This window comes from Flavobacterium pectinovorum, from assembly GCF_006438875.1.
Taxonomy (GTDB): domain Bacteria; phylum Bacteroidota; class Bacteroidia; order Flavobacteriales; family Flavobacteriaceae; genus Flavobacterium; species Flavobacterium pectinovorum_A.
The window spans coordinates 150,938-173,649 of sequence record NZ_RCZH01000002.1; the positions used below are offsets into that span (position 1 = coordinate 150,938).

At 31.8% G+C, this 22,712-nt stretch carries 13 protein-coding genes; 4 read left to right on the top strand and 9 right to left on the bottom strand.

Annotated features, from left to right (window positions below; all coding sequences use genetic code 11):
- Positions 1–65 precede the first annotated feature (65 nt).
- On the bottom strand, positions 66–491 hold the full coding sequence (locus EAH81_RS02965) for a helix-turn-helix domain-containing protein (protein WP_140503596.1): 426 nt from the start codon (positions 489–491) through the stop codon (positions 66–68).
- Between the two features lie 496 nt (positions 492–987).
- Between EAH81_RS02965 and EAH81_RS02970 the strand changes: the two genes are divergently transcribed.
- Positions 988–1,320 carry an EF-hand domain-containing protein gene (locus EAH81_RS02970; protein WP_140503598.1) on the top strand — a complete coding sequence of 111 codons (333 nt, stop codon included), beginning with the start codon at positions 988–990 and terminating at the stop codon, positions 1,318–1,320.
- A gap of 198 nt (positions 1,321–1,518) precedes the next feature.
- Here EAH81_RS02970 and EAH81_RS02975 read toward each other — a convergent pair whose 3' ends face one another.
- The 5 genes from EAH81_RS02975 to EAH81_RS02995 all read right to left on the bottom strand — a co-directional run bounded on the left by EAH81_RS02975 (position 1,519) and on the right by EAH81_RS02995 (position 8,689).
- On the bottom strand, positions 1,519–2,505 hold the full coding sequence (locus EAH81_RS02975; RefSeq protein WP_140503600.1) for an aldo/keto reductase: 987 nt from the start codon (positions 2,503–2,505) through the stop codon (positions 1,519–1,521).
- A 100-nt stretch (positions 2,506–2,605) separates the two neighbouring features.
- Positions 2,606–3,484 carry a helix-turn-helix domain-containing protein gene (locus EAH81_RS02980; RefSeq protein ID WP_140503602.1) on the bottom strand — a complete coding sequence of 293 codons (879 nt, stop codon included), beginning with the start codon at positions 3,482–3,484 and terminating at the stop codon, positions 2,606–2,608.
- A gap of 90 nt (positions 3,485–3,574) precedes the next feature.
- Positions 3,575–4,129, bottom strand: coding sequence for a DUF5683 domain-containing protein (locus EAH81_RS02985; protein ID WP_140503605.1), 555 nt, complete (start codon positions 4,127–4,129; stop codon positions 3,575–3,577).
- A 575-nt stretch (positions 4,130–4,704) separates the two neighbouring features.
- Positions 4,705–8,070, bottom strand: a complete 3,366-nt coding sequence (mfd, locus tag EAH81_RS02990; protein WP_140503607.1) for a transcription-repair coupling factor — start codon at positions 8,068–8,070, stop codon at positions 4,705–4,707.
- Positions 8,063–8,689, bottom strand: coding sequence for a hypothetical protein (locus tag EAH81_RS02995; protein ID WP_140503609.1), 627 nt, complete (start codon positions 8,687–8,689; stop codon positions 8,063–8,065). Before EAH81_RS02995 ends, mfd begins: the two co-directional genes overlap by 8 nt.
- A gap of 716 nt (positions 8,690–9,405) precedes the next feature.
- Between EAH81_RS02995 and EAH81_RS03000 the strand changes: the two genes are divergently transcribed.
- Together EAH81_RS03000 and EAH81_RS03005 are read left to right on the top strand one after the other, a co-directional pair.
- Positions 9,406–10,344 carry an L-threonine 3-dehydrogenase gene (locus EAH81_RS03000; RefSeq protein WP_140503611.1) on the top strand — a complete coding sequence of 313 codons (939 nt, stop codon included), beginning with the start codon at positions 9,406–9,408 and terminating at the stop codon, positions 10,342–10,344.
- Positions 10,345–10,519: 175 nt separating this feature from the next.
- On the top strand, positions 10,520–11,716 hold the full coding sequence (locus tag EAH81_RS03005; protein ID WP_140503613.1) for a DUF418 domain-containing protein: 1,197 nt from the start codon (positions 10,520–10,522) through the stop codon (positions 11,714–11,716).
- A gap of 84 nt (positions 11,717–11,800) precedes the next feature.
- On the opposite strand, the gene EAH81_RS03010 is transcribed toward EAH81_RS03005, so the two are convergent.
- From EAH81_RS03010 to EAH81_RS27350, 3 genes are all read right to left on the bottom strand, one after another.
- Complete coding sequence (locus tag EAH81_RS03010; protein ID WP_140503615.1) at positions 11,801–13,681, bottom strand: M1 family metallopeptidase; 1,881 nt, start codon at positions 13,679–13,681, stop codon at positions 11,801–11,803.
- Positions 13,682–13,744: 63 nt separating this feature from the next.
- Positions 13,745–15,379 (bottom strand): S8 family peptidase, encoded by a 1,635-nt coding sequence (locus EAH81_RS03015; protein WP_140503617.1) that lies wholly within the window; start codon positions 15,377–15,379, stop codon positions 13,745–13,747.
- A gap of 248 nt (positions 15,380–15,627) precedes the next feature.
- Positions 15,628–15,804, bottom strand: coding sequence for a hypothetical protein (locus EAH81_RS27350; protein ID WP_161595780.1), 177 nt, complete (start codon positions 15,802–15,804; stop codon positions 15,628–15,630).
- Positions 15,805–16,074: 270 nt separating this feature from the next.
- On the opposite strand from EAH81_RS27350, the gene EAH81_RS03020 reads away from it, so the two are divergent.
- The gene (locus EAH81_RS03020; protein ID WP_140503619.1) at positions 16,075–22,677 is read left to right on the top strand and encodes a T9SS type A sorting domain-containing protein; all 6,603 of its coding nucleotides are present in this window, start codon (positions 16,075–16,077) and stop codon (positions 22,675–22,677) included.
- The last annotated feature ends 35 nt before the right edge of the window (positions 22,678–22,712 follow it).

Below are 22,712 nucleotides of genomic sequence, written 5' to 3' on the forward strand. Positions count from 1 at the left end.
TATTTAAACGGCAAAGCCCGCTAACGAATCATTAGCGGGCTTTATATTTTAATACTTATAAAAGATTATTTCCCTTTGAGGGAATTCTCTAAATATTCATTTTTTTCTTTTTCAGCTTGCAGCAAACGTTCGTAAAGTTTTTTATTTTCTTCGAAAGCTTCAAGTAATTTATCCAAAGGATTGAATGTACACGCATTGCTGTTGCCAAAATTTGTGCCTTGACTATTACTGAAAGCATTATCAGCGAAGGTATTAAAATAGTTAATCATGTTTTCTTCCGAGAAATTTTTAATAGCTTCAACACTTACACCAAGAGCTTTGGCTACTTCTACAAGTTTTTCTTCGTCAATAGTTTCGCTATTCTCTATAGCAGATATAGCCTGTTGGTTGGTTCCTAAAGCTTGCGCTAAGGCTTCCTGTTTCATGTCTTTTAATTCACGAATGCGGCTAATTTTTCGCCCTATATGATTTGGTTTTGTTAATGTGCTCATAGCTCAAAGATAATAATTACGACTATACTATTACGTGAAATGTAAAAAACAGATTGTATATGTACAATATCTAATAAAACATTCAGCAATGCAAAATTGTATTGCGTAGATATCAATTTATAAAACAAAAATACAATTTTTCAGACAAGTACAAATCAAAGTAGCATGCCTTTTAATCTTAAGAAATGGCAAAACAATAAAAAAATACAAAATACTGAACATCAACACCATAACGCCAACTTCGTTATAAAATATATTTCCATGCAGCATTTAGAGTATAAACTAAAGCACCAACTCAATCATACTAAAGCAAACTTTAATTTATAAGGAAACAAAAAGAGATTATTTATTTAAAAATTAACAAGTATAACATACAATATTTGTACGTACAAATGTAAATAATTAAGAAAATTAACACATAAAAAACATTGTAAAATATTGATTATTAGAAAATTAATATATATTTGTAATATTAATCCACTAAAAAATTAATCTTATGAAAAATGTTAAAAAAAATGTATGTGTAACTGTTGTTGGCACATTATTGTTGGTTCTTAGTAGTAGTTTTAGTTATGGAAATAACTTAAAACAAAATTCTCGCCCTTATGATTTAATTTTTCAATTGCTTGACTTAAATCACAGCGGGTACCTTGAAGGGAACGAACTTGCGCCTCTAACTTCACTGCTCAATGTAACCACTGACGTCGTACCTATTCTTATATCCCTGGCGGATGAAAATCACGATGGAAAAGTTAGCGAAAACGAGTTTACAATTGCGGGAGGAGTTCAGGGTATATTGGATTTATACAGAACCTATTTTCCAAATTAATTAATTCAAAGTACTTTAGAACAATTTTTTAATCGAATACAAAACCTGTTAACACTTAGTTATCAGGTTTTTTTGTTTTCCTAAACTCTCAAAATATGGAATTAAAGAGTTCTAAGCGAAAACCCAATAATAGCAAGAAAATGGCGCATGATAATTCACTTTTCATACGCCATTTTTTATTTTCTCAATTTATATTTTTTAAGAAGCAGCCATTTTTTGCAAAGCAGCCGGATAACGATCTCCTTTCATGGCCCCAATTGCAAAAGTTGTATTTAGCAAGTTCATTTCTTCTGCAGAGAATTCGATAGAAAGAGCTGCTATATTTTCGTCTACACGTTTGGGTTTGCTCATTCCAACAATCGGAATAATATCTTCCCCCTGATGTAAAGCCCAGGCCAAAGCAAGCTGACTTGCAGATACATTTTTCTGAATTGCCATATCTTTCAAAAATTCAATCATTTGTAGATTATGAGTTCGGTTTTCTTCCTGAAATCTCGGAAGCATATTTCTGTAATCTCCTTTAGGCAAAGGAAATTCCAAATTGCCCGTAAGTAAACCATAACTCAAAACAGAATAAGGAACTATACTCACGCCCAATTCTCTCGCCGTTGGCAAAATTTCATTTTCTATAAATCGGGTGGCTAATGAATATTCAATTTCTAAAGCAGCAACAGGATGTACTTTATGGGCACGAATCAGTTGTTCAGCATTTGCTTCTGAAAGTCCTAAATAACGAACTTTTCCTTCGTCAATTAAATCTTTTATGGCGCCAACAGTTTCTTCGATAGGAACATTTGGATCAATTCGGGAAGGTTGAAGCAAATCAATTTCGTCAACTCCTAATCGGGTTAAAGAATAAGCACAGAAATTTTTAATCGCGTTAGGTCTTCCGTCCAATCCTAGAAAATGTCCTTTATGATCTCTTAAAGCTCCGGTTTTAACACTTATAAAAGCTTTATCTCTACGACCTTTTATGGCTTCGCCAATAATAAGTTCGCTCATTCCCATTCCATAAAAGTCGGCGGTGTTTAAAAAATTTATTCCGGAGTCGATTCCGTATTGTAGTGTTTGAATCGTTTGTTTTTTTACCATTTCTAGTGTTGTCGGATCATCGATTATTAATCTTGATCCCATTGATATAGGGGAAACTTCGGGTCCGTTTATTCCTAATTTTCTCATTTTCATAATACTTCGATTTAATTAATTTAATAAAACAAAGGTATTGCTCGCAAAGAAGCGAGAGAAGGTCTGAATAGCAGGTAAAGTGTTCTAAATGTCGTATTTATCAAAACAAACTTTTTCGATATTCTAAAGGACTCATTCCTGTATTACGCTTAAAAAATTTACCGAAAAAAGTGGGTGTAGCAAAGTTTAAATGTAGTGAAATCTCAGAAATGTTTAATGATTTTGTTTGCAGTAAAACTTTCGACTCAAGACAAACAATTTCATTAATCAATTCACTTACAGTCTTTCCAGTTTCATCCTTTACCACTTGAGAAAGATGTTTTGACGTTACAAAAAGTTTTTCGGCATAAAAATGAACCTCTCGGTGTTCTTTGAAATTTTCCGATAGTAATTCCTTAAATTTCTCTGTCAGATAGAAAGATCTTGAATAAGGGTTATGCTCTTTTTTGGTCTTTATGTCGTATAATCCTTCAATTTCCAAAAGTAAAGCCCGCAATAAAGCCTGAATGCTTTCTAATTTATTAAGTAAACCAGAATTCTTCTTGTTTTCTATTTGATGCAGTAAGGTTTGAATTATTGCTAAATCATCTGAATTTAAAGGAATATAATGTTGTCCGCTTCTTTTAAAAAAAGGAAACTTCTTTAAAAATAAAGTATCAACCAAACCAGAAATAACAAAATCTTCCGTAAAAAAGAGGCTCTTTGTTTCAATCGCTCCATTTTTAAGAATCCATCGCCTAACTTCATCGGGCGCAACTACAACTATACAAGGAACTTTAAGCTTATACATTTCGAGTCCTACAATAAAATCTGCTTCGCCTTTTAGAACAAGACCAAGACTATACATTTCTGATCGATGTGGCTCAAGATTACGAATAGAAGTAATTTCCTGAGGTTTAAAAATGAAATCTTTAAACTCTGAGTCTAACCCGAATTTTTCATTAATATCAACAATCCCCAATTTTTTAATTTCTTTCATCGCAGATTAGTTCAGAAAAGATTCCGTTTAAATTATAATTTTAAGTAACATTATTCTTCAAACAATTTCATATTATAAAGGTATAACATCTTAAAAAGAATATATACAAGCGAACCCAAAATCAGATTTTAAATTTTCATTTCTGAAATTCATTACAGACTTAAAAGCTAATTTATCGCTTACATTAAATTGAGACAAGGCCGCATCAATATTAGCATCAATAATATTCAAAACATAAAAACCAACAATAAACAAGGCTGATAAATCTCTGTTTCGTTGAAATTGTTTTTGGGCAGAAATTAATTGACTATCACTTAAGCTCGCCAAAAATTCAGAACTACTTGTATTTCCTGCCAATCTGCTTTTGTATTCGTTCCGATAAATAGTATAGTTTTTCTGGGTATCGATATAAAAATAAGCACTCACTCCAATTGCTCCATAAACCAAAGGAAGTTTCCAATATTTCTTATTATAAATCTGTCCTAAACCAGGAAAAATAGCCGAATAAAATGCTGCTTTGGCGGGACGCAAAGGATCAATTTCTTCGGATTTAAGTTTATCAGTTAAAACGACTTGCTTCTTTTCCTGAGCAAAAATTGAGGTTAATCCAAAAAATAAAAACAGCAGAATAAATTGATATTGCATAGAGAAGTTTGCTTTAAAATTTCTCTCAAAGAAAACTTATTAGTTCTAAGCTTTTTCCTAAGTAAAAGATAAATAAAACTTAAGATTTATATAGTTTTTTTTGCCACAAATTTCACAAATTAGCACAAATTTCTATGTTATTGTGCGAACTTTTAATTCGTGTTCATTCGTGAAATTCGTGGCAAACTTCTTAAACATAACAATAAAAACTTTTAATTTGTGAAAATTCGCGGAATTTGTGGTGACCTTTTCTAACTACAAAATACGAACTTTTAATTCGTACTAATTCGTGGAATTGCTTCTATCGCTCGGGTCACCGATTAGTACAAATTTTACGTTGATTTTTTTTGCCACAAATTTTTATGTTGGTTTTTTTCGCCACGAATTCCACGAATTAGCACAAATCTTTAATGTATCGTTCGAACTTTTAGTTCGTGTAGATTCGTGGAATTCGTGGCGAACTTTTTCTAAGCATTACGATAAGAACTTTTAATTTGTGGAATTTGTGGTGACCTTTTCTAGACGTAACGATAAGAACCTTTAATTCGTGTTAATTCGTGGCGAACTTTTTTCTTTTACTCCCCTAACATTTCCATCAATTCCAAAGCTCGTTTTGTAGATTTTACATTCTCGAAAGTCAATAAAAGTCGTAAGCCGTTTGGAGTTTGTTTTTCTTTCATGGTACAAAGTGAGGTATATTTTTGTACAAATTGTAAAACCTTCCTAAATTTCGACGATTGATAATAATCAGATTGTTGATCCGAAACAAAATAACCAATCATTTTACCTTTTTTCATCACCAGTTTCTCAATTCCTATGTTGGTCGCAATCCATTTAATTCGAATACTATTCATCAACGCATTGGCGCGCGGAGGCATTGGTCCGAAACGGTCAATTAATTTATTTTGAAAGATTACCAGTTCCGCTTCATTTTTCACAGAACCCAATTCGTTATATAAACTTAGACGTTCTGTAACATTATTGATATATTCATCAGAGAATAACAACTCAAAATCAGTATCAATTTGTAAATCTTTTACGTATTCCTTCGTTTCAATATCATTCTCTGCCGGATATAAATCTTTGAATTCGTTTTCTTTTAATTCTTCGATGGCTTCGTTCATGATTTTTTGGTACGTGTCAAAACCAATTTCATTAATGAAACCACTTTGTTCTCCGCCTAATAAATCTCCTGCACCACGAATTTCAAGATCTTTCATCGCAATGTTAAAACCGCTTCCTAACTCGCTAAATTGCTCCAAAGCCTGAATACGTTTTCTGGCATCTTCGGTCATCGAAGAATAAGGAGGACAGATAAAATAACAGAATGCTTTCTTGTTACTTCGCCCTACACGTCCACGCATTTGATGCAAATCTGATAATCCAAAATTGTTGGCATTGTTGATGAAAATCGTGTTGGCATTGGGTACATCCAAACCACTTTCGATAATGGTAGTTGCCACCAAAACATCAAAATCTCCGTTCATGAAACCCAACATCAATTCCTCAAGTTTGGCACCTTCCATTTGTCCGTGACCAATTCCGACTCTTGCATTTGGCACCAAACGCTGAATCATTCCGGCAACTTCCTTAATATTTTCAATTCTATTATTGATAAAGAAAACCTGTCCGTTACGCTGGATTTCATACGAAATTGCATCACGAATAATTTCTTCATTAAAACTAACCACATTTGTTTCTATCGGATAGCGATTTGGCGGAGGCGTTGTAATTACAGATAAATCTCTTGCCGCCATTAACGAAAACTGAAGTGTTCTCGGGATTGGCGTTGCCGTTAATGTCAATGTATCGACATTTGCAGCAATGGTTTTTAGTTTATCTTTTACGTTTACGCCAAACTTTTGTTCCTCGTCGACAATCAATAAACCAAGATCTTTAAAGACTACATTTTTATTGACTAATTGATGTGTTCCAATGACGATATCCAGTTTTCCTTCGGCTAAATCTTTTAAGGTTTGTGCTTTTTGTTTTGCCGTTCTAAATCTATTTAAATAGCCAATAGAAACCGGCATATCTTTTAATCGTTCTGTAAAAGTTCTATAATGTTGGTACGCCAAAATAGTGGTTGGAACCAAAATTGCAACCTGTTTACTATTGTCAACGGCTTTAAAAGCGGCACGAATTGCAACTTCCGTTTTCCCGAAACCTACATCTCCACAAACCAAACGATCCATTGGGCGATCGCTTTCCATGTCGGCTTTTACTTCTTGCGTCGATTTCGTTTGATCCGGCGTATCTTCATAAATAAACGAACTCTCTAATTCGTTTTGCAAATAACTATCGGGCGCAAATTGGAAACCTTTTTCCAATCGTCGTTTTGCATACAACTGAATTAAGTTGAAGGCAATATGTTTGACGCGCGCTTTGGTTTTTTGTTTTAAAATTTTCCAGGCGTTCGATCCTAACTTATAGATTTTTGGAGGCGTTCCGTCTTTTCCGTTGTATTTCGAGATTTTATGAAGCGAATGAATGCTTACATACACAATATCATTATCGGCATAAACCAACTTTATAGCTTCCTGAGTTTTGCCTTCGACCTGAATTTTTTGCAATCCGCCAAACTTTCCAATTCCATGATCGATGTGTGTAACATAATCGCCTACAGAAAGCGAGGTTAATTCCTTAAGCGTAATATTCTGCTTTTTAGAATAGCCGTTTTTAATGTTGAATTTATGATAACGTTCAAAAATCTGATGATCTGTATACGCCGTAATTTGATTTTCTTCGTCAATAAAACCTTGGTACAAAGGCAATACAATGGTATGATATTGTTTGCGGATATTCTCTGAATTGGCTTCGTCTAAAGTTTCGAAAATATCATGAAAACGTTTTGCCTGCGTTTCATTCGAACAGAATAAATAATTTTTATATCCGTTAAAATGATTCTCACTCAAATTATTCAACAACAAATCAAATTGTTTGTTGAAAGATGGCTGTGGCTGAATATGAAAATCAAAGGTTTTAGTCGTTTTGAAAATTGGTTTTGATGCCAATTCTACAACCGAAAAATCTAAAGCACGTTTAATGAACGAAGCCTGATTTAAGAATAATTGCTCTGGTTCTGCGTGTCTTATTTCTCCCGAAAGTTTCGAAAATGCTTCTTCGGCTCTTGCAAATTGTTTGTCTAACTGACTAAAAAGTCCGTCGGTATTTTGAATAAAAACAACTGTTTTCTCAGCAATATAATCTAAGAAACTTTCGCGATTCTCCTGAAATATCTTGTTTTCAACATTTGGGATAATCGTGATTTTTTTATGGGTTTCGACAGATAATTGTGTCTCAACATCAAAACTTCTGATACTGTCAACTTCGTTTCCAAAAAATTCAATTCTATACGGATGATCGTTTGAAAAAGAAAATACATCGACAATACCTCCACGAACCGAAAATTCTCCCGGTTCTGTAATAAAATCGACTCTTTTGAATTCGTATTCGAACAAAACTTCGTTGATAAAATCGATCGAAATTTTATCATTCAAAGCGACTTTCAAAGTGTTTTTGTCTAATTGCTGGCGTGTAACTACTTTCTCGAAAAGTGCTTCGGGATAGGTAACAATTATCGCTGGTTTTTTGCGGGAATTAATTCGGTTTAAAACCTCAGCACGCAATAAAACATTCGCATTATCTGTTTCATCAACCTGATACGGACGGCGAAATGACGCCGGATAAAACAATACATCTTGTTCCCCTATCATTTGTTCGAGATCGTTCAGGTAATAAGCAGCTTCTTCTTTATTGTCTAAAACAACCAGAAAAGGCAACTCGGTTTTTTTAAAAACAGCGCGAATAACAAACGAAACTGCAGATCCCAACAATCCGTTAAGATGCATTTTTATTTGATTTTGCTCTAGTAATTGTGTGGCAATCTGCTGTGATTTTGGCAGATTATCATACGTAGTATATAAGGCGTTTTTACTCAACTGTTGGTAACTTTTTATTTATATTCTGCACCTGAACCGGAACGGTATTCGAATTCGGAATGGCGCGTGTTGTATCTAGCATTTTCAGGAAATCTTCTTCTCCTTCTTCTTTCGGAATTTTACTTTTTACCACAACCTGATCCATTTGTCGTTCCAGCGAAACCAATTCTTTATTAATCTCTCCAATCAAGAACGTCACTTTCTTATCCGGAATTGTACTCAGATTAATAAATAAATCCATCATTTTGACTTTAGTAATCAAAATTGAAATTCGGCTTTTTATTTGTGGAACATTAAACTCAACAGGAATATTGTTGTTTAAAGCCAGTGCTTTCTTTGAAATCGCAGCTGATTTTTTCTGAAAAGCTCCAATTGTTTTTCTTGGTTTATCTCCAAGTTCTTTCAAAAAATCACGCCATTCATTCCAGGAACTTACCTTTTGTTCCGCAGCTTCGTTGATTGGCTCGTCAATAAAAGTCCAGGCTTTATTTATATTATTAAAAATAATTTCGTTTTTCTTAACTTCTTTTTCATTCTCAGCACGACGTTTTTCATCTTCATTTTGACATGAATTCAGCACAAAAATTAAAAGTAGAAAAAGAGATATTTTATATTTCATTTGGTAAAACATTAAGCTACAAAGTTACAAAGTAATTTTACAATTACGAATTCTGTTTTCGGGATAAAAAGAAAGCATGAAATACTGTTTTTTCGCCACGAATTCACGAATTTTTTTCTTCTAAACTTTATAAATAAATTTTACGAATTCTCGCTAAAATAATTTGAAAATTCGTGAATTCGTGGCTGAAGTTTTACCGCAAAGACAAAGTTTTACCTTGTATTTTTTTTACCGCAGAGAGCACAAAGGTTTTTTAAATTAAGCAGTTTTACAAAAACACAACGTTCACAAAGCTTTGTGTTGAGCCAGCTTTGTGAACTCTGTGTTTTCTATGCGTAAAGTAAAATTAAATCTTAGCGTACTCCGTGGCCAATTTTTTTTTAATTTCAATCTGAAGTTTTTTTACCACAAAGGGCACTAAGTTTTTCAAATTAAGCAGTTTTATAAAAACACAAAGTTCACAAAGCTTTGTGTTGAGCTAGCTTTGCGACCTTTGTGTTTTCTATGCGTAAAGTAAAATTAAATCTTTGCGCTCTCTGCGGTAAAAAACCCATTTCCGTAGCGAAATTCATGTTTAAATGAAGCCTTGTATTAATGCTCTCACAACGAATAATCCAAAAAAGCATCTTCATCGTTGTTAAATTTATAATTTGTTTTTCTAAAAAGTAATAATATTTGCGAAAACGTTATATTTGCGTCTCTAAAAACTATTCAACATGAATCCAAAAATATTGATCATTGGCGCTTGCGGTCAAATTGGGACAGAACTGACTCAAAAACTACGTAAGTTATACGGAACAGAAAATGTAATTGCTTCTGATATTCGAAAATTAAATACTGATGTTGTTAATTCAGGTCCTTTTGAAGTGGTGAATGCTTTAGATTTTAATCAAATTGAACATCTTGTTGAATTGCATAAGATTACAGATATTTATTTGATGGCGGCACTTTTATCGGCTACAGCTGAGAAAAACCCTGCTTTTGCCTGGGATTTAAATATGAATTCATTATTTCACGTTTTGAATTTGGCTAAAGCCAAAAAAATAAAAAAAGTTTTCTGGCCGTCAAGTATTGCCGTTTTTGGACCAACAACTCCAAAAGAAAATACGCCGCAATATACCATTATGGAGCCTTCTACAGTTTACGGAATTAGTAAACAAGCGGGAGAAAGATGGTGTGAATATTACCATAATATCTATGGCGTTGATGTTCGAAGCATCCGTTATCCTGGTTTAATTAGCTGGTCAACTCCTCCTGGTGGCGGAACTACAGATTATGCAGTTGATATTTTCTATAAGGCTATTGCCGATAAAAAATACGAATGCTTTTTATCCTCAGAAACAAAAATGCCAATGATGTATATGGATGATGCTATTGACGCAACCATTAATATCATGAAAGCTCCGGCTGAGGAAATCAAAATACATTCTTCATACAATTTAGCTGCAATGAGTTTTACTCCAACTGAAATTGCGAATGAAATTAAAAAACATATTCCTGAATTCACGATTACTTATGAGCCTGATTTCCGTCAGAAAATTGCCGATAGCTGGCCGGCAAGTATCGACGATTCTCAAGCGAGAGAAGATTGGGGATGGAAACATACTTTTGATATTGAAACTATGACTAAAGATATGTTGGAACATTTGGGATAACAAAAAGTCACTATTGATTACAAGCGTGTTATTTTAAAAATAACACGCTTTTTTTGTGAATTATATTTTCAGATAAAAACAGATCGTTTCAAAATTTTCTTACTTTTGACGCTATTAGAATAATTTCAAATTTATCTAAAATCATCAATCAAATCACAACAAAAACGTTAATCAAATGACAAATTCTTATCATCCCGTCGAACAAAGCAAAAGAACTGCTATTGTTGACATTCTTAGAGGCTGGGCTCTCTTGGGCGTTGCCATTGGCAATTATTCTGATTTTCTGCACATTGGTGTAGAGCACAAAATCAACAATAGCATTATATCTGATATTCTGCTTTATTTTAATCGCTATTTTTTCGCAGCAAAATCCTGGACTTTATTAACGCTTTTATTTGGCTATGGTTTTGCTATTTTAATTAACAATGTAGCCGCTAAAGGAAAAAATCCAGTTACCTTTTTTGCCTGGCGAATGATTTTGCTTTTTATTTTGGCTTTTATCAATTCGTCGTTTTGGCTTGGAGACATTCTAAAAGACTATGCTTTTTTAGGTCTTTTAATGTTGTTATTTTATAAAAGTTCAGCAAAAACTTTAAGCATTATTTGTGCAGTTCTTGTTCTTACTATTCCTTTTATAATGGCTTACGTAAATGGATTTAAAGTTGAACATCCGGAAATTACCACAAATCCGGAGTATTTAAAATTGTATCATTCCGGAAATTGGGCAGACTTTTTTAAATTCAATTTATTGGCTTCTTTTTACGAACAAATCATTATTCCCGGTTACGCCATTACAGCTCACCTGGTAATGCTTGCCTGTATGCTTTTTGGGTTTCTTCTTCAAAAACTAGATTTTTTTAATCGTTTAAACGAACAGAAAAAGTTATTGAAAAATACGCTTTGGATCAGTTTAGTTACGGCTATTATTATTGGTGTTGCCTTCAATTTAATAATTTCTTATAAGGTCGATATCCTTAAAGTCTTTCATCCGCTTTACTGGTTAGTTTTGAGCACAATGATTTTTATTGCAACGGGAATTTCCTTACTCTATACCAACGGAAAACTAAAAACAATTTTTAGTTATTTTAGTGCTGGCGGTAAGATGACCTTAACCAATTATATCGCTCAAAACATTCTGGCAGCTTTAATTTTTTCCGGAATTGGTTTAGGAATTGCGGATACTATGCCTTATTGGTTTTACTTTTCATTAGCCGTTTTTGTCTTCATTCTTCAATTATTCATTAGCAAATGGTGGTTGGCTAAATATAATTATGGACCAATTGAATGGTTGTGGAGATCGGCAAGTTATCGAAATTTATTTCCATTTAAAAAAATACAATCTGAAGTTGTTACTGAAATAAAAACGGTATAATCTTCCTTCACTAGATAAAATTTGAAAAAGAAAAAGCCCTTAAAAATAGTTTTTAAGGGCTTTTTTATAAAATATATTTTTTGCTTATTTCACTTCATAAACATTATTTGACGCTTTAATATCTGCCATTAATCCACTTGGATCAATTGTGATTTTTTTAATCGTCGTTTTGCTTTTATCAATTGTAAAACTATAGTTTGACATTGCCCAAGCCCAATCTTCAAGAACTGTTCTTTTTACGTTAAGGTTTGGATTTGGTTTAATGAAATTCATCATTCTTAACGGAATATAAAAACTCTCCGTTGTTCCGTCAGTATATTCTACCGTTAAATCTATTGGCATTGGCATTCTACCTATTCTTTCTAATGAAACGGTTGTTTTTCCTGCATTATCCGCAACATCTTTAATACCGTAATCAATTGTGTTTAGGGTTTCTGTCCAATCAATTAAATACCAATCCAGTTCTGCACCAGAAACTCTTTCAGCCGTTCTTTTGATATCGTTTGGAGTTGGATGTTTGAACTTAAAATCGTTATAATATCTTTTTAAAGTTGCATCTACATTTTCTTTTCCAATTACATATTCTAATTGCGACAAAAAGATACTTCCTTTTACATAAGATGAAATGCTGTAAGGTCTGTTCTCGTCATAACGATCTCCATGTGTAGTTTGCGGCTGTTCTTTTCCAGATTCTACTAATTTGTAATAAGCGGCATAATTTCCTTTAAACGGATTTTCTACTTTTTTATCTCCTTTTAATTCATTCAAAGCCATGTCTTCAATGTACGTTGTAAAACCTTCATCCATCCAAGGGTGTTTTGATTCATTTGAAGCTAAAATATGCTGAAACCAAGAATGTCCCATTTCATGCGTTGCGGTTCCCAAAATACCTTCAAGAGTTCCGTTTCCTAGCATTAAAGTACACATTGCATATTCCATTCCGCCATCTCCACCTTGAATAAATGAATATTGCTTGTATGGATATGCTCCTACTTTATGGTTGTAAAAATCCATTACTTTAACCATTAATGGCTCTAACTTTTTCCAGTTTTCGACTGTTTTCGGATTGTTTTTAAAGAAATAATGCAACTCAACATCGTTTGGGCCTTTTACAATGTCATGCACATATTCTTTGTCTGCAGCCCAGGTAAAATCGTGAACATTTGGTGCAATAAAATGCCATGTCAATGTTTTTGTTTTCTTTGGATAAACAACTGTTACTCCGGCATCTTCATAACCGTGACCAATTTGATTTTTATCTTGTAAATATCCTGAACCTCCAATTGTATAGTCTTTATCGATTGTGATTTTTACATCAAAATCACCCCAAACTCCGTGAAATTCTCTCGCAATATATGGATCTGCATGCCAGCCTTCAAAATCAAATTCGGCCAATTTAGGATACCATTGTGACATTGAAAGCTCAACTCCTTCCGAATTATTGCGTCCTGAACGACGAATTTGAACCGGAACCTGTCCATCAAAATCCAACGTAAAGGTAGTTTTTGAGTTAGGTAAAATTGGCATAGCCAAAATAACTTCCAGAATAGTTCCTGAGGTTCTTGTTTGAGCCGTTACACCATCTTGTTTAAGGTTTGTAATTTTTAAATATCCTGTTTCATTTGGCTTTAAAGTTTCAATTCGGCTTTGTTTTACCTCTTTACCATCAGCGCCTTTTACTTTAGTTACCATTCTTCCGTCAGGATCTTTTATAGCATGCAGGCGTGCATCCATTTCGCTTCCCGGCTGAAACGCATTTGGATATAAATGATAAAAAACTTTTCTTAAAGTATCTGGTGAGTTATTGGTATAAACCAATTCCTGTTTCCCTTTGTACTGATAGTTTTTTACATCCATTGATACTTCCATTTTGTAATCAACATGTTGTTGCCAATACGGAGCATTTTGTGCAGATACTGAGTTTAAACCGAAACTCAAAAAGGATAGGAATATAATTTTTCGCATGATTGTTTTAATAAAAATGGAAGAGTTGCCACTCTTCCATTAGATTAATATTCTATTTTTTATTTATTTCTTTGACATTTTCTCTGCCATTAATAAAGCATTATAAGCATTCACCATTTTACCCGTTTTTGATGATTCGGCAGATGAAACCGGCACTGGTTTTTGAGTTGGATCTGGATCTTCACCTAAAAAAATCATTGATGGAAGTGCTACTCCGGAATCCATTAAAATATGTTTTACCTGAGACGCTTTTAATTTTGGATAATAAGAACGAATCAAAGCTGCCACTCCGGCAACATTTGGCGATGCCATTGATGTTCCTTGCAAATATTTGTATTTATTATTTGGAACCGTTGCATAGATTTCTTCTCCCGGTGCGAAAACGTCAACATTTATTTTTCCGAAATTTGAAAATGAAGCTACTACATTTTCTCCGTAAGCTTTATTGATTGCTCCAATTGTAATTACGTTATCAGCAAATTCTTTGATGTTGTCTGCAGAGTCATTTGGGTAATTGATGTTTTTTGTTTCATCGATATTGTATCCGTCATTTCCTGCTGCGTGCACAATTAAAACATCTTTTTTGGCAGCATATTTAATGGCATCGTAAACCCATTGTTTGTGTGGAGAAAAGCTTTTTCCGAAACTTCCGTTAATTACTTTTGCACCATTATCTACTGCGTAACGAATTGCCAAAGCAATATCTTTATCATACTCATCTCCATCAGGAACAGCTCTTACGGTCAGGATTTCAACATTATTAGAAATACCATCTCCTCCTAAACCATTTCCTCGAATTTGCGCAATGATTCCGGCAACGTGAGTTCCGTGAAGTGCTTTTTCTTTATCAGGACCAAAAACTACATTATTACCATAATGGTTGTTTTTAATGTCTTCAGGATTATCTCCTACGATTTTTCTTCCGTCATAATCTTTATTTAAATTATAATTGAATTCATCGTAAACTTGTTCTCTATACTCTTCAAAATCAACTTCTGGGTTAAAAGTTGGACCCGCATTAGTAAAGATTCGAGTCATGATTCTTTTATCTTCCAAAACTTTTGGGTCAGTTGAAGTAATCTTGCTTAAATCTTCTAATTTATAATCTGTTTTATTTAATTCTTTTTTTATGGTATTATGAATATCTAATAAACCATCTATTTGTTCTTTATCTTCTTGTAACTTAGCTCTTCTTTCTTCGTATTGTGCTAAAGCATTTTTATATTCGGCAGAACCGTCATCGGCTTTTTTAACGATTCTTGTCATTTCAAGGTTTTCGTGAACAGCATCACCCAAAAAGTTCCATCCATGAACGTCATCGATAAATCCGTTTTTATCATCATCGATTCCGTTACCCGGAATTTCTTTAGGATTTGTCCAGATCATTCCTTGTAAATCCGGATGTTCAATATCAACACCTGAATCTACGATACCCACAATTACTTTCTTGCCTGTTTTTCCTTGTAATAATTCGGCGTAAGCCCTATCAACACTCATACCTGCAATAGAATCTTTGATTAAATCAAGATGACTCCATCTTTTCAATTCGTTTTCGCTAAGAGGTGCTTTTTTAACTATTGCCAAAGGTGCTGTAATCGCAACTTTAGAAGTTGAATTTTGTGCTTGCAAAGTAGCGCTGCAACCTGCAAGTACAAGTAATGCAAAAGCAGATATGGTATTTATTTTTATAGGACTCATATATCTATTTTTGATAAAAGTTAAAATATGGGCCTAAATTATGATTTTTTGTTACATAAAACTAACGATTAACACTGTCTTATGAAATTACGATGTTTTTAAGTCATAGTTCTTAAAAAATTAAAGAAAATTTATCTACAAAATTTTATTTCTTAATTGAATTCTTATTCAGTCCTCAACCTTACAGTTGGATTATATAATAAAAAAATCTGCCATTTTTATAGCAGATTTTCGACATTAGAAATTAATTAACATGAATAACAACCTTCAAAATATACATAATATTCAAACCAATCTTCAGGAGTCAATTCGTATGTTCTACGAGCCGGTCCGCCAATTCCTCCAGTAACTTCTTTCAATTGATCAGATTCAAGTGCTACTACACCTAATTTACTTGCATTTTCAATAAAATCATCTAAATTCATAATTTATAAAATTTATGTTCACCTACTCTTTAGCTTTTCGGCATCCGCTTATTATTTGCTAATATATAAAATAATACTTACAAAAAATAATAAAAATAAAAGTAATGCCTTATATAAATTAAGATATTTAAAATTTCTGATTGTAAATAATTTGTCTTACGAAAACTATTAAAATATATTTCCACAAAACAGTTTATCAGTTACGTCTTCCCGTAAGGAAACTCCATTTTAATTGTTTACTATTGCGCGACTGAATCATAAACTCAATCTATGAAAACAAAACTACTCTTGTTGCTGTTATTAGCAAATTTTTCCATTTATGCACAAAACACCGTAATTCCAGATATTAATTTTGAAAATAAATTGATTTCCTTAGGTATTGATTCTGGTGTTGCTGACGGACAAGTACTAACAAATAATATTTCTGGAATAAAATCTGTTGATGTTTCAAATAGTTCAATAACAAATTTAACCGGAATCCAAGATTTCATAGCTTTAACGACTTTAAAATGCGATGATAATCCTTTAACTTCTGTAAATATATCGAGTAATCTTGCATTAAAAGATATCTCTTTTACAAATACAAAAATTACGAGTATAAATTTATCTGCAAATATAGATTTAGAGAGAGCAATTTTTATTAGAACTCCCTTGGCAAGTATTGATATCTCTGCTAATATCAATCTTACAGAACTTAACATATCTCCCGGAGGATTTACTGAAGGACAAGATGGCCCCGGAAATATAACTAATCTGGATCTTTCTCATAATCCTAATTTAAAAATATTAAATTGTTCGTATCATAGAATTATAAATCTGGATTTAAGTTTAAATCCATTACTTGAAGTGCTGAATTGTGGAGGTAATAAAGAGACGAATCTTGATCTGTCTAAAAATACTGCTTTAACGAATTTAAATCTTAGTAATTCATTTCTACCTACTATTGACCTTGCAGCAAATGTAAATTTAACAACTTTAAGCATTTACGATTCCCATATGGTAAGCATAGATCTTTCAAAAAATACTGCCTTACAATCTTTAGATGCGAGATACGCTGTTTATTTAAAAGAAATAAATTTAAAAAACGGAAAAAATAATTTAATAACATCATCAAAATTATATTTAACTAAAACACCCGGTTTATATTGCGTATTAGTTGATGATGTTGCATTTTCAGAAACAAATTGGGCAAGCAGCAAAGACAGTTGGCTTAAATATTCTGTTGTATGTGAAAGTCCAAAATATACCTTAATTCCAGATGTTGAGTTTGAAAAAATACTAATCTTAAAAGGTTTTGACGGGCCTTTAGATGGGAAAATCTTAACTTCAGCAGCAGCAGCAATTACAGAACTTGACTTAAAATACAGTAATTACCAAGCTATTACTGACTTAACAGGTATTGAAGATTTTGCTGCCCTAGAACTTCTAACCACACCAGGTAAATTAGGAAAGCTTAATGTTACAAAAAATATTGCTTTAAAAAAATTAGATTGCAGTAATGCAGATTTGACCACATTAGACGTTTCAAATAATGTCAATTTAATTACTTTAGATTGTAGTTTTAACAAATTAAATCTTTTAGATGTCTCAAATAACAAGTTATTAAATGAATTAAATGTTGGTTCTAACGATTTAACAAATCTTAATATTTCTCAAAACAAGGCATTAATCAAATTACTTGCTTATGATAATCAATTTACAAATTTGGATTTTTCGAATAATCTAAGTCTGGAAATAGTAAATTGTGGAAGAAATAATTTAACAACAGTTGATTTTTCTGTCAATACAGAGTTGACTGAAATTTTATGCTATGAAAATAAATTAACCAATTTAGATCTGACTAATAATCTTGCTTTAAAAAGTCTAAACATATATAAATCAGATTTATCAACTCTGGATTTATCTAAAAATACACTTTTAAAAACTTTGCAGGTATATGACAATTTAAATTTAACTGAACTTAATTTAAAAAACGGGAATAATAATGCCATTACAACAGCATATTTATTAAACAACACAAGTTTAAGTTGTGTACTGGTTGATGATGTGAACTATTCGAATACAAATTGGAAAAATAAAGAAAACTGGACTACTTACAGCTTAACTTGTGTTGCTCCAGCCTATACATTAATTCCTGATATCGAATTTGAAAAAGCTCTAATTTCCCAAAAATATGACGCCGTTTTAGATGGTAAAATATTAACTGCAAGAGCGGCTGAAGTAAAGACATTAAGCCTTCAAAATTACGCTGAGATTACAGATCTTACCGGAATTGAAGATTTTACTTCGCTAGAATCTTTAAGTACTTATAGTTCTCCTGGAGGTAAATTAAAATCCTTAAATCTTACAAAGAATATATCTCTAAAAACTTTAGCAGCAAATTATACACAAATTACATCCCTTGACCTTTCTAAAAATATAGTATTAACTTCTTTAAATCTTTCCAGAAACAGTAGTTTGAGTGAATTAAATTTAAAGAATCAAAACAATGCTTTACTTACTAATGCAAGCATCAATTTAACAGGTAACAAAATTTTAACTTGTATTTTAGTTGATGACATTACTTTTTCAAATACAAACTGGGCTGATAAAAAAGACCTTTGGGCTACTTATTCCGTAGTTTGTGGTGCACCTCAGTATACACTAATCCCTGATATTGAATTTGAAAAAGCCTTAATATCTGACGGAATAGACAACATTCAGGACGGAAAAGTTTTAACTGCAAGAATTGCAGTTGAGAAAAAAATCGACTATAGATATACTTCTTATCAAGCTATTACCGATTTAACTGGTATTGAAGATTTTACTGCTTTAGAAATCTTAAATACACCTGGTAATAAAATAGGAAAATTAAATACTACCAAAAACACAGCCTTAAAAACTTTAAATTGTAGTGGTGAAAATTTATCTTCCTTAGATCTAACGAATAATAAGGACTTGGTTTCTTTAAATTGTAGCAGCAATAAATTTGCGACAATCGACGTCAGCGCAAATTTAGCGCTTGAGAGTTTAAATCTTAACAGTAATGTGCTAACTAGCTTAGACATTCAAACTAATACAAATTTAACTTCTTTAAATATTGGTTTTAATACTAGCTTAAAAACTGTTAATCTAAGTAAGAATACTAATCTAGTAACTTTGAGTGCTTTTTTAACTGGCCTGGAAAACTTAGATGTTTCAACAAACCAAAAACTAACCAGCATATCTTGTAACAGTAGTAAAATAACCCGTTTAGATGTTTCAAACAATACAGCATTGACTACTCTAAATTGCCAGAATAACTTATTAAAAAGTCTAAATTTACAAAACGGCAATAATGCTTCTTTCAGCACAAGCCTTAACTTTAAAAATAACCCGAATCTAACTTGTATTCAGGTTGACGACATTGCTTATGCTGATGCTAACTGGGCTTCTTTTAAAGATTCTACGGCAAAATACAATTTAGATTGCGCAACCTATACTTTAATTCCTGACTCAAATTTTGAAGACAAACTGATTCTATTGAACATAGATAAGGATGGAAAAAATGGAAAAGTAAAAACGGAAAGCATTGCTTCTATTACTTCATTAAACGTATCTGATAGCAATATTAGTGATCTAACAGGACTTCAAGATTTTACTAATTTGACTGAACTAAATTGTTCTTCAAATTCGCTTGTTGCCTTAGATATTAATGCAAACAAAAATTTAAGTCTTTTAAACTGTAGTACAAATCAACTGACCGCTTTAAATTTAGATAATAATACATCTTTAACTGATGTAAACTGTGCATACAATTCAATTACTAGTCTGAGTGTAACAAAAAATCCTTCTTTGATTAAAATTGATTTTTCAAATAATGCATTAAACATTTTAAACTTAAAAAATGGTTTCAATACCAATTTAGATTGGTTTAGCGTTAATTTTACTAAAAATCCTGCTTTAAGCTGTATTCAGGTAGACAACGCTCAATACTCTAATGACAACTGGAATGGAAAATTAGACAAAACTTCTTATTTCACGGAAGACTGTACTGCTTTTACATTAATTCCTGACAGCAATTTTGAAGATAAATTAATTGAATTAAAAATCGATATTGATGGTAAAAATGGAAAAGTTTTAACGTCTACTATTTCTAAAGTTACTGATTTAAATGTTCAATTAAGCGAAATCAAAGACTTAACCGGAATAGAAGGTTTTACTGCTCTTGAATACCTAAATTGCCAGTTTAACACTTTATCATCTTTGGATGTTTCTAAAAATTTAAAATTAATAGAATTATATTCCCATGGCAATGATTTAACAACTTTGAATGTTTCTGCAAATACAGAACTTACAACTTTACAATGTAACAAAAACCAAATAACGAATTTAGATATCTCTAAAAACACAAAATTGGTTTATATCAATGCTTCAGAAAACAACCTAAAATCTCTAAATTTAAAAAACGGAAATAACACTAATTTTCAAGGTGCTTTATTGTTCAAGAATCCTGATTTAAGTTGTATTCTTGTAGACAATCAAGCTTTCGCAAATACTAGTCCTAGTATATTTTTTAAAGACGAAGCTGCAAATTTTAATGATGTTGAATGTATTTTATATACGTTAATTCCTGATGTTAATTTTGAAAATAAATTAATCGCTTTAGGAATTGATTCAGGAACGCCAGACGGAAAAGTTGCTACATCTAAAATTTCTGCTTTAACTGAATTAAATCTTTATGGAGCCTCTATTTCTGACTTAACAGGTATTCAGGATTTTGCTTCATTGACAAGTTTGAATTGTATGTCTAATCAATTAACGACACTTGACATTTCTCAAAATTTAGCTTTAACAGATCTAAATGCTATGTATAATAAATTAACAACTTTAGACACTTCAAAAAATATTGCTTTAGAAAATTTATCCCTTTCTTATAACGAAATAACAAGTCTTGATCTTTCTAAAAATGCTAATTTGAGTCTTTTATCTTGTGCATCAAACAAATTAACCAATATTGATGTTTCAAACAATAAAACACTATCTACATTATGGTGTCCTTCGAACGAATTAACAACTTTAGATCTTTCTCAAAACACCTCTTTAATTTCTATAACATGTTCTGAAAACAAATTAACAAACGTAAATATAAGAAATGGAAAAAACAGCTCTATGCAACTGGCACCTTATGTTATTGATTTTACAAAGAATCCATTACTAACATGCATCTTGGTTGACGACGCTCTGTATTCTAATAAAAATTGGGGAAGCTTTAAAGATTCTTCTGCATCATATTCTACCGTAGATTGTTCTCAGATTATAGCTATTCCTGATCCTGCTTTTGAAGATAAATTAATTGCTTTAGAAATTGATAAAGACGGTAAAAACGGATCTGTTTTAAACAGCAGCATTGTAAACATAAGTTCTTTAAATGTTTCTTCAAGCACTATAAAAGATTTGACTGGAATAGAAGGATTTACTAATTTGACAGTTCTTGATTGTTCAGGAAATCTAATCTCAAATTTGAATTTGTCTCAAAATAAATTTTTAGCAACTTTAGATTGCAACAATAACAAATTATTGAGTTTAAACGTAAAGAACGGAGATAAAACTAATTTTTCTTCAGGATCTAATTTTAGTAATAATACAGATTTAACTTGTATTCAGGTTGAAGATGCTGATTATGCAACTACTAATTGGACAAGCATTAAAGATGCAACAGCAAATTATAATGTAGATTGTAATGCTTATACTTCAATTCCAGATTCTAATTTTGAAGATAAACTAATTGCTTTAAACATCGACAAAGACGGAAAGAATGGAAAAGTTCTAAGTGCAAATATCAAAAAAGTTACATATTTAGATCTTTCCAGTTCTAATATTTCCGATATGACGGGAATTGAAGATTTTATCGCATTAACTGAGTTAAACTGTACTTCCAATACTATAAGTAATATTGATGTCACTCACAATAAATCATTAATAACATTAACGTTACACGATAACAACCTAACAACATTGGATCTTACAGCAAACACTGAATTGTTCAACGTAATGTTCAGTAAAAATCAAATTGAAACAATTGATTTATCTCAAAATAAAAAGCTTCATTATTTAGCAGCAGACGATAACTTATTAACCGCTATAGACGTTTCTTTAAACACTGAGTTAGAATCCTTTTATTGCATTAATAATAAGATCACAACAATAGATGTAACGAACCTGCCTAATTTATTGGATTTATCAATAGGTCTTAACAAAATTTCAGAAATAAATCTTTCCAAAAACACAAAACTAGCTATTTTTCAATGCTTTCTTAATAATTTAAGCTCTTTAGACCTAAGTCAAAATGTTCTTTTAAAAAGATTAAATGCTGCAAATAATCAATTAATATCTTTAGACTTATCGCATAATCCACTTTTAGAACTTGTTTACATTGTATTTAATCCTCTAACAACATTAAATTTACAAAACGGAAATAACGAGAATTTTATATTGCCTTCATCAAGTGGCACAGACAAAAAAAGTGCTGTTGACGCTTGTAGCTTTTTAAACAACAAAAATCTTTCTTGTATCCAGGTTGACAATGTAGAATTTTCGAATGCAAAATGGCAAAATATAAAAGATGCAACAACTAACTATTCTAATACTTGTAAAAATTTAGGTATTGAAGATTCTGTTTTTGATAAAGTTGTAGTATATCCTAATCCAACAAAAGGAGAAGTAACTATTAGTAATGCAACTTTAGAAAAAGCTACCGTTTATAATACTTTAGGTCAGCTTGTAAGATCTTTTACTTTAGACTCTGCTAATACAAATAATACAATTGATTTATCAGGACTTCCAAGAGGAGTTTATTATGTATACTTAATCAATCAAGATGCGGCTTCTGCCAAAAAAGTGATTGTAGAATAATTACAATTAGTTAAACTAAAAAATCCCATTTTCGA